Origin of the sequence: Phytopseudomonas daroniae, from assembly GCF_004327275.1 — a bacterium.
In the GTDB taxonomy this organism is placed as follows: Bacteria; Pseudomonadota; Gammaproteobacteria; order Pseudomonadales; family Pseudomonadaceae; genus Aquipseudomonas; species Aquipseudomonas daroniae.
Map to the genome: position 1 here is coordinate 1 of NZ_QJUJ01000010.1, position 14463 is coordinate 14463.

The 14463-nt window shown below is 61.0% G+C and carries 10 protein-coding genes; 5 read left to right on the forward strand and 5 right to left on the reverse strand.

The window, feature by feature from the left end:
• Window positions 1-275: 275 nt before the first annotated feature.
• Both DNK10_RS20305 and DNK10_RS20310 read right to left on the reverse strand, forming a co-directional pair.
• A complete protein-coding gene (locus tag DNK10_RS20305; RefSeq protein WP_131192811.1) occupies window positions 276-1058 on the reverse strand; it encodes an amidohydrolase in 783 nt (260 codons plus the stop codon).
• A 63-nt stretch (window positions 1059-1121) separates the two neighbouring features.
• Window positions 1122-2270 carry a pyridoxal phosphate-dependent aminotransferase gene (locus DNK10_RS20310; protein WP_131192942.1) on the reverse strand — a complete coding sequence of 383 codons (1149 nt, stop codon included), beginning with the start codon at window positions 2268-2270 and terminating at the stop codon, window positions 1122-1124.
• A gap of 98 nt (window positions 2271-2368) precedes the next feature.
• Between DNK10_RS20310 and DNK10_RS20315 the strand changes: the two genes are divergently transcribed.
• Both DNK10_RS20315 and DNK10_RS20320 read left to right on the forward strand, forming a co-directional pair.
• Window positions 2369-3256, forward strand: a complete 888-nt coding sequence (locus DNK10_RS20315) for a LysR family transcriptional regulator (protein WP_131192812.1) — start codon at window positions 2369-2371, stop codon at window positions 3254-3256.
• A gap of 130 nt (window positions 3257-3386) precedes the next feature.
• Window positions 3387-4109: a pirin family protein gene (locus DNK10_RS20320; protein ID WP_131192813.1), complete on the forward strand. Its 723-nt coding sequence runs from the start codon at window positions 3387-3389 to the stop codon at window positions 4107-4109.
• 88 nt (window positions 4110-4197) lie between these two features.
• Here DNK10_RS20320 and DNK10_RS20325 read toward each other — a convergent pair whose 3' ends face one another.
• Window positions 4198-6582 (reverse strand): TonB-dependent siderophore receptor, encoded by a 2385-nt coding sequence (locus DNK10_RS20325; RefSeq protein WP_131192814.1) that lies wholly within the window; start codon window positions 6580-6582, stop codon window positions 4198-4200.
• A gap of 412 nt (window positions 6583-6994) precedes the next feature.
• Here DNK10_RS20325 and DNK10_RS20330 point away from each other — a divergent pair, with 412 nt between their 5' ends.
• Window positions 6995-7498 (forward strand): L,D-transpeptidase family protein, encoded by a 504-nt coding sequence (locus tag DNK10_RS20330; protein WP_131192815.1) that lies wholly within the window; start codon window positions 6995-6997, stop codon window positions 7496-7498.
• Window positions 7499-7537: 39 nt separating this feature from the next.
• Here DNK10_RS20330 and DNK10_RS20335 read toward each other — a convergent pair whose 3' ends face one another.
• Both DNK10_RS20335 and purL read right to left on the reverse strand, forming a co-directional pair.
• Complete coding sequence (locus tag DNK10_RS20335) at window positions 7538-7855, reverse strand: YqfO family protein (protein ID WP_131181833.1); 318 nt, start codon at window positions 7853-7855, stop codon at window positions 7538-7540.
• Between the two features lie 414 nt (window positions 7856-8269).
• A complete protein-coding gene (gene purL, locus DNK10_RS20340) occupies window positions 8270-12166 on the reverse strand; it encodes a phosphoribosylformylglycinamidine synthase (RefSeq protein ID WP_131192816.1) in 3897 nt (1298 codons plus the stop codon).
• A gap of 209 nt (window positions 12167-12375) precedes the next feature.
• On the opposite strand from purL, the gene mltF reads away from it, so the two are divergent.
• Window positions 12376-13833: a membrane-bound lytic murein transglycosylase MltF gene (gene mltF / locus DNK10_RS20345; RefSeq protein ID WP_131181831.1), complete on the forward strand. Its 1458-nt coding sequence runs from the start codon at window positions 12376-12378 to the stop codon at window positions 13831-13833.
• A 127-nt stretch (window positions 13834-13960) separates the two neighbouring features.
• A complete protein-coding gene (locus DNK10_RS20350) occupies window positions 13961-14428 on the forward strand; it encodes an REP-associated tyrosine transposase (protein WP_131192817.1) in 468 nt (155 codons plus the stop codon).
• The last annotated feature ends 35 nt before the right edge of the window (window positions 14429-14463 follow it).

Sequence of the window (14463 nt, forward strand, 5' to 3'; positions counted from 1 at the left end):
GCGCAATCTACGTTGCAAGCTCAAGGCTTAAGGGTGGACACGGCTTGCAGCTCCTCCCCCGATGATCAGTCGGGAACCATAACCTCACTGAAAGGCTGTAGTCGAGATACAAGGGTGGACGACGCTTCACCTGCGCGGCCCGATCCGTCCACCGCTCTACCATCGCAATGGTGGACAAAAAGAGCGTTGTCCACCCTACGGGGTGAATAGCGCTCCACCACTTTGCCACTGTTACTTTAACGCTAGAAGCCTGCCTTGAAAGAGCATGGGCAGGCTCAGCGAAGCTCGAACGGATCGGCATCCTGGTGCGCCGGAAAGCGCTCGCGGTAGGCAGCCAATGCTGCGCCGTCGAGGCGCTGGTGGAACACGCCGGGCTTGTCATGCGCATCGAGCAGGCTTTCACCCTGGAAATCCAGCACCTGGGAGTCACCGCTGTAAGGGTGCCCCTTGCCATCCACACCGATTCGATTCACCGCCGCCACGTAGCACAGGTTCTCGATGGCCCGGGCGGGCAACAGACGATTCCAGTGCGAGCGCCGCGCCGCTGGCCAGTTGGCGGTGTAGAGCAGCAGATCGGTGCCCTGTGGATCACGGCTCCAGACCGGGAAACGCAGGTCGTAGCAGATCAGCGGACGTACCCGCCATCCCTTGACCTCGAACACCACCTGCCGGTCACCCGCCGCGTAGTGCTGGTGTTCGCCCGCCATACGAAACAGGTGGCGCTTGTCGTAGTGCTCCACCGAACCATCCGGTCGCGCCCACAGCAGGCGATTGCGATAACTGCCGTCGGCGGCCTGGATGATCAGGCTGCCGGTGATCACCGCGCCGACTTGCCGTGCCTGCTCACTGAGCCAACGGCTGGTGGGCCCGTCTTCCGGCTCGGCCAGCTCGGCCGACTGCATGGAAAAACCGGTGCTGAACATCTCGGGCAGTATCACCAGATCGGCGCCAGCGGCCTGCTGCAGCTGCTTTTCGAAATGCGCGCGATTGGCCTCAGGATCGTGCCAGGCCAGTTCGCTCTGGATCAGCGCCAGTTCGAGGTTGTCTTGCTTGGTCATCAATAGCCCTCTCGAGTGATCTCGGCATGCTACGTGGTGGACAACGCTTCGCGGTTGTCCACCCTACACGGCCTGCAGTTTTTCCGCCGCCTGGCGCAAAGTGTCTTCACGCTTGGCGAAGCAGAAGCGCACCAGGCGTTGCGCGGGATCCGGCGTCTGGCAGAACACCGACACGGGAATTGCCGCCACGCCATGTTCACGGGTCAGCCACTGAGCCATTGCCACGTCGTCCAGATCCGGACGGATCGCCGAATAGTCGGCCAGCTGGAAATAGGTGCCCGGCGTGCGGCTGAAGGTGAAGCGTGAATCCGCCAGCAGGTCGCAGAACAGATCGCGCTTGGCCTGATAGAAACCGGGCAGTTCGTCCACGTGCTCGGGGCAAGCCGCCATGAAGTCCGCCAGCGCCCACTGCAACGGTGTCACGCCACAGAAGCTGACGTACTGGTGGATCTTGCGCAGTTCGGCGCTCAGCGTCGGTGGCGCCACCACGTAGCCAGTCTTCCAGCCGGTGACGTGGTAGGTCTTGCCGAACGAGCTGACCACGAAGGCCCGCGCATAGAGTTCGTCATGGGCCAGTACGCTGGCGTGCTGGCGGCCATCGAACACCAGATGCTCATAGACTTCGTCGCTGATCAGGTAGATGTCGCGGTCGCGAATCAGCGCCGCCAGGCGATCCAGTTCGTCACGGCTGATCAGCGCGCCGCTGGGGTTGTGCGGCGTATTGAGGATGATCAGCCGGGTACGCGGGCTCAACGCTGCTTCCAGGCGCTGCCAGTCGATGGCGAAAGCGCCGCTGGCCAGCGGGACATGAACGCAGCGGCCACCGGCCAGGGTGACGCCCGGGTCGTAACTGTCATAGCTCGGGTCGAAGACGATCACCTCGTCGCCGGGGTGGATCAGTGCCTGGATCGCACAGAAGATCGCCTGGGTCGCGCCTGGGGTTACGGTCACTTCACTGTCCACGCCGACCTGGCGACCATAGAGACGCTCGATCTTCAGGGCGATCTGCTCGCGCAGCGCCGGCAGACCGGTCATCGGCGCGTATTGGTTGTGCCCGGCGGCGATGTGCCGGTTGACAGCCTCGCGCAGCGCCTCGGGCCCATCGTAGTCAGGGAAGCCCTGGGACAGGTTGATGGCGCCGGTCTGGGCGGCGAGCTGGGACATGGTGGTAAAAATCGTGGTGCCGATCGACGGCAACTTGCTGGCGAACATCGAAGCGTCCTGGGGCAGTTGAGGCAGACGCCGAGGATAGCCGATGGCGCGAAGCATACGCACCCGGTAATAATCGTAGGCCAACCGATGAGAAGCCCATGAACGTCGAAGACCTGCGCCTGTTCGTCACTACCCTGGACACCGGCAGTTTCACCGCAGCCGCCGACGCCCTCGGTGTGTCCAAGCAGTACGTCAGCCGACGTATCGCCGTGCTGGAGGAACTGCTCGGGGTACGTCTGCTCAACCGCACCACGCGCCGCCTGCAGGCCACCGAGCTGGGTCTGCTGCTGTACGACAAGGCCACCACCATCCTGGCCGATCTGCGTGACGCCCAGGAACTGGTGTCGGCCCAGGGTGCTTCGCTACGCGGCACCCTGCGGGTCAGCGCGCCGATGACCTTCGCCACCCTGCACCTGAGCCACCTGCTGCCGCTGTTCATGCAGCAGCACCCGCACATCAATCTGGAAATCGACCTCAATGACCGCGCCGTCGACCTGCTCGCCGACGGTTACGACATGTCTATCCGCATCGGCACGCTGGAAGACTCCAGCCTGATCGCCAAGCGCCTGACCGACATGCAGACCATTCTCTGCGCCAGCTCGGCCTATCTCGACGAGCACGGCACACCGGAAAACCTCGATGACCTGCAGCAGCATGCCTGCCTGCTCTACGGCCATAGCCGGCATGTCGAATGGCGCCTGCGCGATCAGGGCAAGGCCCGCAACCTGACCATGCGCGGTCAGTTGCGCGCCAACAACGGCGAACTGATCCGCGATGCCGCCATCGCCGGCATGGGCATCGCCTACCTGCCCACCTTCATCATCGGCCAGGCTCTGGAAAGCGGCGCACTGGTTCCGATACTCGAGGAGCATTGGCCGGCTCCGGCGGCGGTCTACGCGGTGTACCCACAACACCGGCAATCCGCGCGGGCGGTGCAGGTGTTCTCGGATTTCATCAAGGAACAGATTCAGCATATGGGCCGCTGAGCTCCGGGAAACTGTCAACCCGAAAGAGACAATAATTCAATTTACAGCCAGTTAATCAATCCACTGATAGTCAGTAAGATCTCTTCCATGCCGCCGATATAAGGCCGCGACCATCAACAGGAGAATCATCATGCTGGCTATCCGTAAATCGACCGATCGTGGCCACGCCAACCATGGCTGGCTCAACTCCTTCCACACCTTCTCTTTCGCCAGTTACAACAACCCGAAAGAAAGAGGTTTCTCCGACCTGCTGGTGATCAATGACGACACCGTGGCCGCCGGCCAGGGCTTCGGCGAACACCCGCATCGCAACATGGAGATTTTCTCCTACGTGCTGGAAGGCGCACTGGAGCACAAGGACAGCATGGGCACCGGCTCGGTGATCCGCCCTGGCGACGTGCAACTGATGAGTGCCGGCACCGGTGTCTCGCACAGCGAGTTCAACCACTCGCCCCGCGACTCGGTGCACTTCCTGCAGATCTGGATCGTGCCGAGCGAGCGTCAGGCCAAGCCACGCTACCAGCAGGAGCACTTCAGCGAAGCGCAGAAACGCGGACGCCTGCAATTGATCATCTCACCGGACGGCGCCGACGGCTCGCTGTCGGTGCGCCAGAACGCGCGAGTCTATGCCGGGCTGTTCGACGGCGCCGAGCAGGCTCACTTGCAGTTGGACGAAAACCGTTACGCCTACGTCCATGTGGCTCGCGGCAGCGTCGAATTGAACGGCCAGCCGCTGCAGGCGGGCGATGGTGCACGGCTGCGCGATGTGCGGGATATCCACCTGAGCAATGGCGAGCAGGCCGAAGTGCTGGTGTTCGACCTGCGCCCCAACGAGCTGCCGTCGCTGTACTGACGCGTACCTCAACCGCAGGCTGCGGCTGGTACATACGAAAACGCCCCGGACAAAGCCGGGGCGTTTTTTCATCTTCCGATGGAGGTCATCAGAGCGACCACTTCACCGAGAACATCAGGTTGCGAGGATCGCCGTACACACCGGTGCCGCCCCCTGATGGAATACCCGCCCAATACTTGGTGTCGAAGACGTTGTTGAGGTTGACACGGGCATCCCAGTGCTCGTCGAAACGATAGCCGGCCATCAGCCCAACCACCGAATAGGCGTCCTGTTCCGAATGCCCGGTACCAACGCGCTTGTAGGTATCGCTCTGCGCGTAAACATCAGCGCCAACACGCCACTTGCTCAGATCACCGGTCAGCTGATAGCTGGTCGCTGCCTTGAACAGGTGCTTGGGCTGCTCTGGGGCAAACAGTTTGCCTTCATTTGCAACGTTTGCATCTTTGACGTACTCGCTAAGGAGATAGACATAGGAAGCCGAGAACTGCCAGTTGGCTGTCAGTGCACCACTCAGCTCTGCATCGATACCTTGACTGCGGACTTCGCCAGCAGCTGCAGAACAGGCTATGTTAGGGTTTGGGCAAAGGCTGCGATCTAGCGCATAAGCACGCCCTTCTTGGGTCATGTCAAACAGCGCCACAGAAGCATTGAGGTCGCCGTCAAAATACTCGCCTTTCAGGCCAATTTCGTAGCTTTCCCCTGTCATGGGATCCAAAATAGCAGAGGCTACGCTCTGAACGCTTTGAGGCTTAAATATCTCCGTGTAGCTCGCATAGACCGAATAAGTGTCATTAAGGTCGTAGATCACTCCGGCATAAGGCGTTACCTCTCGAGTAACCTTTTGCTCTTGAGGAGTCTCTACATAGGCATTGTTAACCAAACGCCCTTCATACTCATACCAACTTACTCGCCCGCCAATGATCACACGCAGCGGATCAATCGGGTTAAAACGTGCACCTGCATAAACGGCTTCTTCCGTTTGAGTATTATGCGACCCATAGTATTGGCGATCAGCAAGTGAAGGTTTGGCGATATCATGGTTGAAGTTGTAAATATTGATTGGGGTAGCGCCCCAATATCCGCCTACCGAACGAAACTGTTCCTCTCGACGGCTAGCACCTACAAAGAGTTCATGCTCCCTGCCAAACAGCTGGATCGGGCCAGATAGCGTGGCATCCAAATTAGTCTGGATATCTTTGTTCGCATACTGCCCTGAAGATTGAACAAGCTCACTGGGCGAGTAATACAAGTAACTGGAAAAGGTATCAGCGTCAGACCACATCTTCGCGGCAGCCAACTTTGCGGTCCAACCATTGGCGAAGCGATGGGTGATATCGGAAAACAGCGTGTAATTTTCCTGATCCCAATATGACCAGTCGTTGGATATAAACGTAGAGCGTGAAAGGTGCAGATCCTCACCATTGGGGCCGCTCGGCAGGCTGCCCCAGTCAGAAGTCTTGTCTTCACGCTGTTTGGAAGCACCTATTGTCCAGGTGGTCGCGTCGGTCAGATCAGCCTCAAGAACGCCGTAAAAGGTCTGGCGCTTGGTTTCGCGCACATCGACGAAGCTGTTGTTGTCTTCATAAGCCGCCACTACGCGGCCACGCAAGGTGCCCGATTCGTTCAGCTTGTTGGAGGCATCGACCTCGGTGCGGTAGCGATCCCAGCTACCAGCACTGGCGCTGATACTCAGTTGCGGAGTAGCAGTCGGGCGCTTGCGCACCAAGTTGATAGTTGCAGAGGGGTTGCCCGCTCCCGTCATCAGGCCGGTAGCGCCACGTACGACTTCGACACGGTCGAAGATCGCCATGTCGGCCGAGGCAATGGTGTCCTGTGTGAAGGTACTCGTGGTGGTCGGCAGACCGTCATACATGATGTTGTCGATATCGAAACCACGGGCCTGGAACGACTGACGATCAGAGCCGATCTTGTTCAAGGTGAGGCCTGGGGCAGAGCGCACCAGATCCTGCAGATCGTTGATGCCCTGATCTTCGATACGTTGGCGGGTGATCACACTGACCGACTGCGGCGTTTCGCGAATCGACATCGGCAGCTTGGTCGCGGTGCTCATCGAACCGGTGGTGTAGGACTGCGTACCTTCGGTGGTTGCCGCTCCAGCGAGGCTACTCTGCGCATTGATGTTCACCTCACCGAGCGTCAGCGTGCCATCGTTGCTGCCCAGCAGAGATACCTGCGCGGTATTACCGTTGACCGATGCACTAAGCCCACTACCCGCCAGCACCTGGTTCAGGGCCTGGGCTGGCTCCAGGCTACCGCGTACTGCCGGGGCCTGCTTACCCGCTACCGCTTGCGCGTCGAAGATAACGCGCATGCCACTGGCGGCGCTCAATTGAGTCAAGGCACTGGATAAGGGCTGCGCCGGCAGGTCGAAATTGACTGGGGCAGCGAGCACATAGGTAGACAGGCACAATGACAAGGCACTGGCCAGAGCAGGATAGACTGGGCGAAGCATCGTTTGATTCCTAAATACGGATAGTGGTTTTGCTGACATTTGCCCAGTCCGTATGAGCAGCAGGAAAGCATCACCTGTTGTTGGCGCATGAGATGCTAACAACTTGGAATCAAATATAAAACTTAATTATTCTCATAAGCACTACACTCATGAGTCGCAAAGAATGGCTCTTCAGCCACGCAGCTCTATCGCTGAAGGAGATTGCCGGTGCAATGCGTGGCTCCCGCCCCTGCTGCCCAACCTGCCAGAAACAAATAAGCCTCCGATCATGCGTCAGTTGAGTCATCACGCTTTTAAGCGGTACAAGGCACCTGATTTTCAAGGCTGCCCCAGCGGCCTCTAGGCGCCCCAATACCCGTGCCTTAGAATGAGCATCCGCCGCCTGCCGGCCATCTGATCAGTCGGAAACACCATGCGCTGGTTACTCGCCCTTCTCTGCTTCACGCTGTCCTTCGCGAGTCATGCCGCCACAGCACCCGCCTCGACCGCAGTGACCGTCGACAAGATCCTGGTGGAAAAATCCGAGCGCCGGCTGCATCTGATTGGCCAGGGTGAAACCCTCAAGTCGTACCGGATTTCCCTGGGCAAGCAGCCAATCGGCGCCAAACAGCGCGAAGGCGACCTGCGCACGCCGGAAGGTTTCTACTGGATAGACTGGCGCCGCAAGAGTGAGAACTACCAGTTGTCCATGCACATCTCCTACCCCAACGCTCGCGACCAGGCCCAGGCGAAAGCCGCCGGCGCAAAACCGGGCAGCATGATCATGATCCACGGCACACCGCTGGACGATGAATACCCCGAGTGGTTCTTCCACACCCTGGACTGGACCGAAGGCTGCATCGCCATGAAGAATGCCGACATGCGCGAGGTCTGGGCACTGGTGAAAGATGGGACGCTGATCGAAATCAGGCCCTGACAAGGATCACAAGGCTCGGTATCAGCGTGAGGAAGCGGATCAGAACTGCAGGTCGGACAGACGCCACACCTCGAAGGCAGGCATTTCGTAGGGATGGGTATTCTTCAGGGCCTTGACCGCGTTGTGGATCAGCTCATCGGCGACCACCATTTCGACCTTCCATTCGGCGATCGTTTCCAGCTCACCGCTCTGACCAAGAAACGGCGTGCTGCCTTCCAGAGGGCGGAACTGGCCGCGGCCAAGGGTTTGCCAGCAGCATTGCTCGTAATCGCCGATGCGTCCGGCGCCAGCCACGAATACGGCCGACTTCACGCTTTCCAGATGACTCTCCGGAACGTAGAAACAAAATTTGTACATCAACTACTCCGCTGCAAGTCGCTGAAAACAATGAGCTAATCATGCCACAGCATAATGGCCCATTGCCGTGCCGGGTTCGTGATGCAGCCGACACTGCTGACATATCGACTCGCCTCAGCGAGCGCCGTTCCCTAGCGGAAAGGCGCTGTAATGGGATTGGGGTGGCTCTGGCAATCATGGCGTGGCGCACACCTCGCCAGGCGGTGTTATGTAGTGCGACGATGGTGGGTTTCTAGCGATCTTACAGGCGTTTCACCCACCCTACAGGTACTGCGCTACTCGTGCTGCAAAACGAAAAACGCCAGGCAATGCCTGACGTTTTTTATGGCCTGCCATCCCTGGTGGCCACTCTTCGGGCCGTCGCAAGCGACGTTAAAAATAACTCCCGGCTATTTTTTCACTGCAAGTCGGTGATCAGTCGACCCATACCCGGGCGTTGCGGAACATGCGCAGCCAGCCACCATCTTCCTGCCAGTCATCCGGACGCCAGGAGTTCTGCACGGCGCGGAACACGCGCTCCGGGTGCGGCATCATGATGGTGACGCGACCGTCGCGGCTGGTCAGGCCGGTGATCCCGCGCGGCGAGCCGTTGGGGTTGGCCGGGTAAGCTTCGGTGACCTTGCCGTGGTTGTCGACGAAACGCAGCGCGATGGTGCCGGACAGGTCGGCTTCCAGCAGCGCCTCTTCGCTTCCGAACTCGGCATGACCTTCACCATGGGCGATGGCGATCGGCAGGCGCGAACCGGCCATGCCGCGCAGGAAGATCGACGCCGATTCCTGCACCTGCACCATGGCCACACGGGCCTCGAACTGCTCGGAGCGGTTGCGCACGAAGTGTGGCCAGAACTCACTGCCCGGAATCAACTCGTGCAGGTTGGAGAGCATCTGGCAACCGTTGCACACACCGAGGGTGAAGCTGTCCTTGCGTTCGAAGAAGCCCTGGAAAGCATCGCGGGCACGGGCGTTGAACAGCGCCGACTTGGCCCAGCCTTCACCGGCGCCGAGTACGTCGCCGTAGGAGAAGCCACCGCAGGCGACCAGGCCCTTGAAGTCATTCAGATCGACACGACCGGCGAGGATGTCGCTCATATGCACATCAACCGATGTAAAGCCGGCGCGGTCGAAGGCTGCGGCCATTTCCACCTGACCGTTGACGCCCTGCTCACGCAGAACGGCGACCTGCGGACGCACGCCCTTCTTGATGTAAGGCGCGGCGATGTTGTCGTTGACGTCGAAGCCAAGCTTGACGCTCAGGCCGGGGTTGTCTTCTTCCAGCAGCGCATCGAATTCCTGATCCGCGCAGTCGGCGTTGTCACGCAGACGCTGGATGCGATGGCTGGTTTCAGCCCACTGACGTTGCAGCAGACGACGCTGGCCTGCGAATACAGGCTGGTCGTTGAAACTGATGGCCACGTCGCCGTTGTTGACCGGCTGGCCGATCACCGCGACGCAGTCGCCGAGGCCGGCAGCGCTGAACTGCGCCAGCACGTCCGGGGTGGCGTCCTGGCGTACCTGGATCAGCGCCCCCAGCTCTTCGTTGAACAGGATGGCAGCCAGTTCCTCACGGCTCTCGGCCAGGCCGTCGAGCTGCAGGTTCAGGCCGCAATGACCGGCGAAGGCCATTTCCAGGGCGCTGACCAGCAGGCCGCCGTCGGAACGGTCGTGGTAGGCCAGCAGGTGACCATCGGCGTTGAGGCCCTGGATCACCGCGAAGAACGCCTTGAGGTCTTCGGCGTCATCGACATCCGGCGCTTGGCGGCCGAGCTTGCTGTAGACCTGAGCGAGGATCGAGGCGCCCATACGGTTCTGGCCACGACCGAGGTCGATCAGGATCAGATCGGTCTCGCCCTTGTCCATGCGCAGTTCGGGGGTCAGGGTCTTGCGCACATCGGCGACCGGCGCGAAACCGGTGACGATCAGCGACAGCGGCGAGGTGACGCTCTTATCAAGGCCCTCTTCGCTCCACTTGGTCTTCATCGACATCGAGTCCTTGCCCACCGGAATGGTCAGGCCCAGCTCGGGGCACAGCTCCATACCGACGGCTTTCACCGTGTCGTACAGGCGCGCGTCTTCACCCGGGTGACCGGCCGCGGACATCCAGTTGGCCGACAGTTTGATGTCGGACAGCTTGTCGATGCGCGAAGCCGCGATGTTGGTCAGCGTCTCACCGATCGCCATCCGCCCGGACGCCGGGGCGTCGAGCAGCGCCAGCGGCGTGCGCTCGCCCATGGCCATGGCTTCACCGGTATAGACGTCGAAGCTGGTGGCGGTAACGGCGACGTCGGCCACCGGAACCTGCCACGGGCCGACCATCTGATCGCGGGCGACCAGGCCGGTGATGGTGCGGTCGCCGATGGTGATCAGGAAGCTCTTGCTGGCCACGGCCGGGTGATGCAGCACGCGCTCGGCGGCTTCGCCGATGTCCAGGGTGCTCGGGTCGAAATCATCGCCCAGCTCGGCTTCACGGGTCACCGAACGGTGCATGCGCGGCGGCTTGCCGAGCAGCACTTCCAGCGGCATGTCCACCGGAGTGTTGCCGAAATGGCTGTCGGTGACGGTCAGTTGCGGCTCTGCGGTGGCCTCGCCGACCACGGCGAACGGGCAGCGCTCACGCTCGCAGATGGCCTGGAAACGCTCGAAATCGACGGCGCTGACGGCCAGCACGTAACGTTCCTGGGATTCGTTGCTCCAGATCTCGTGCGGGGCCATGCCCGGCTCGTCGTTGGGCACGTTGCGCAGTTCGAAGCGGCCACCACGACCACCATCGTTGACCAGCTCCGGGAAGGCATTGGAGATGCCACCGGCGCCGACGTCATGGATGAAGGCGATGGGGTTCTTGTCGCCCAGTTGCCAGCAGCGGTCGATGACCTCCTGGCAGCGGCGCTCCATTTCCGGGTTCTCGCGCTGTACCGAGGCGAAATCCAGATCGGCGGAGCTGGCGCCGGTGGCCATCGACGAAGCGGCGCCGCCGCCCAGACCGATCAGCATGGCCGGGCCGCCGAGCACGATCAGCTTGGCGCCAACGGTGATCTCGCCCTTCTGCACATGATCTTCACGGATGTTGCCCATGCCGCCAGCGAGCATGATCGGCTTGTGGTAGCCACGCACTTCTTCGCCGTGGGGCGTGTTGATCGATTGTTCGAAGGTGCGGAAGTAACCGGTCAGGGCCGGACGACCGAATTCGTTGTTGAACGCGGCGCCGCCCAGCGGGCCTTCGATCATGATATCCAGCGGGGTGACGATACGCTCGGGCTTGCCGTAGGCCTGTTCCCAGGGCTGTTCGAAGCCGGGGATGTTCAGGTTGGAGACGGTGAAACCGGTCAGGCCGGCTTTCGGCTTGGCACCACGGCCGGTGGCGCCTTCGTCGCGAATCTCGCCGCCGGAACCAGTGGATGCACCGGGGAACGGGGCGATGGCGGTCGGGTGGTTGTGGGTTTCCACCTTCATCAGGATGTGCACCGGCTCCTGCACCGCGCCGTACTGGCGGGTTTCAGGATTGGGGAAGAAACGCCCGGCGGTGTGGCCTTTGATCACCGAGGCGTTGTCCTTATAAGCGGACAGCACGCCTTCACTGTGCATCTGGTAGGTGTTCTTGATCATGCCGAACAGGGATTTTTCCTGGTTCTGGCCGTCGATATCCCAGCTGGCATTGAAGATCTTGTGACGACAATGCTCGGAGTTGGCCTGGGCGAACATCATCAGTTCGATGTCGTGCGGGTTGCGCGAAAGATTCTGGAAGGCGCTGACCAGGTAATCGATTTCGTCTTCGGCCAGGGCCAGGCCCAACTCGATGTTGGCCTTCTCCAGCGCGGCGCGGCCGCCACCGAGGATGTCCACGGCGGTCAGCGGCTTGGGTTCGGCATGGCTGAACAGCTTGTCGGCATCCTGCAGGTTGCTCAGCACCAGCTGGGTCATGCGGTCGTGCAATACGGCGGCAGCCTGCTGCACATCGGCGTCGCTCAGTTCGCCCGAGACGTAATAGGCGATGCCCCGCTCCAGGCGGCGAATCTTGCCCAGGCCGCAGTTGCGGGCAATGTCGCTGGCCTTGCTCGACCATGGCGAAATGGTGCCGAAACGCGGGATGGTCAGCAGCAGGCGACCGCTGGGCTCCTGCACCGGAACACTCGGGCCGTACTTCAGCAAACGGGCCAGCACTTGCTCTTCGTCGGCACGGAGCGCACCGTCGACATCGGCAAAGTGTGCGAACTCGGCGTAAAGGCCGGTCACAGCAGGCACCTTGCTGGTCAGTTGCTCGAGCAATTTACCGTGGCGAAAAGCAGAAAGGGCGGGAGCGCCGCGCAGGATCAACATCGGGGACAGCCTCTGGGAAGGGGTGTACTTTGAGGCCGTGCATTCTAGCCTAAAGCGTCGTTCGCGGCACGCCCGCTCGCGCCGTGCGGTCATCGGCCAAGTCACCCTCCTGCATCGCCTGAAATGCGCCGAAAAAGTGTGTCTGCCTAGCAGAGCGCAGCGCTGCTGTCCAGATATGGAACGGCACGACGTTGTCGTATACTGCTCCGATGCCCTCCCCCAACCTGATTGGCAAGCGCTACGCCGGCTGGCTCTCGGCGATCGGATTACTCCTAATGCTCAGCGGCTGCGCGGAACCTCCCAGCAGCCTTGAACGCATCAAGGAGGAAGGCGTGCTGCGCGTGATAACCCGCAACAGCCCGGCGACCTATTTCCAGGATCGTAACGGCGAAACCGGCTTCGAGTACGAGCTGGTCAAGCGCTTCGCCGACGACCTCGACGTCAAGCTGGAAATCCAGACCGCCGACAACCTCGATGACCTGTTTTCCCGCCTCGGCCAACCCAACGGCCCGGTGCTCGCTGCCGCCGGCCTGGTGGAAAGCCAAGGTCGCCAGCAAAGCGCCCGCTTCTCCGTGCCCTATCTGGAAGTGACCCCGCAGATCGTCTACCGCAACGGCCAGCGCCGCCCCAGCCGCCCCGCGGATCTGGTCGGCAAACGCATTCTGGTGCTCAAGGGCAGCAGCCATGCCGAACAGCTGGCCGCACTGAAGGCAGAAGAGCCGGAATTGCAGTACGAGGAATCGGCCGATATCGAGGTAGTCGACCTGCTGCGTATGGTCGATGAAGGGCAGATCGACCTGACCCTGGTCGACTCCAACGAACTGGCCATGAATCAGGTGTATTTCCCCAACGTGCGCGTCGGCTTCGACCTTGGCGACTCGCGCAATCTGGGTTGGGCCGTGGCGCCCGGCGAAGACACCAGCCTGCTCGAGCAGGTCGATGGTTTCCTGCGCCGCTCTCAGGATAACGGCAGCCTGCAACGCCTGAAGGAACGCTATTACGGCCACGTCGATGTGCTCGGCTACGTTGGCGCCTATACCTTCGCCCAGCACCTGCAGCAGCGCCTGCCACGTTACGAAAAAGATTTCCGCAAGGCTGCCCAGGCCAATGGCCTGGACTGGCGAATGCTCGCCGCAGTGGGTTATCAGGAGTCCCTCTGGCAACCCGGCGCCACCTCCAAGACCGGTGTGCGCGGTCTGATGATGCTGACCCTGCGCACCGCCCAGGCAATGGGTGTGTCCGACCGTCTCAACCCGCAGCAGAGCATCCAGGGTGGCGCCAAGTACCTGGTGCACGTCAAGGAACAGCTGCCGGACAGCATTCAGGAACCGGATCGCACCTGGTTCGCCCTCGCCTCCTACAACATCGGCGGTGGGCACCTGGAAGACGCCCGCAAGCTGACCGAAGCCGAAGGGATGGATCCCAACAAATGGCTCGACGTGCAGAAGATCCTGCCGCGGCTGTCGCAAAAGCAGTGGTACAGCAAAACCCGCTACGGCTACGCCCGCGGCGGTGAGCCGGTGCACTTCGTGCGTAACATCCGCCGCTACTACGACATCCTCACCTGGGTAACCCAACCGCAACTGGAAGGCAGCCAGGTCGCCGAGAGCGGCCTGCACGTACCCGGCGTCGCCAAGGATCACCCCGAGCAGCAGGACAAGCTTTAAAGCATCCGACCTGAAAGGCCCGCTTGCGGGCGATATCGATTGCCAGACCGCATCGCTGGCAAGGCTAGGCGCCCCCGCAGCTCCTACAGTGTGATAACGATGGTTTTTCACATGGAGAGGCACTGGAATGGATTCCAGCCACTTTGCCCGACGAGGGCATGCTCTGCGTTCGGGGCGTTTTTCCGAGCAGGGACGTATCTACCTGCTGACTACTGTCACTTTGAACCGACAGCCATTTTTCCATGACTGGAACCTCGCTCGCCTATTGGTGGCGGAGATGCGGCGACTACACGATGACAAGCATTTGTGCTCGTTAGCCTGGGTGGTCATGCCAGATCATCTGCACTGGCTGATTCAACTGGAAAACATGCCGCTGGAAAAACTGATGCGGCAACTGAAGTCGCGCAGCGCCATCAGCGTCAATAACAGCCGCGGCCGCAGTGGCCGCCTCTGGCAGAAAGGCTTCCACGACCATGCCCTGCGCAATGAGGATGAACTTCTGCACACGGCACGCTATGTCGTGGCCAATCCTCTGCGTGCAGGGCTGGTTCGCCATATCGGGGACTATCCCTTTTGGGATGCCGTCTGGCTGTGATATCACGGATGATCGCCGGCAAGCCGGCTCCTACC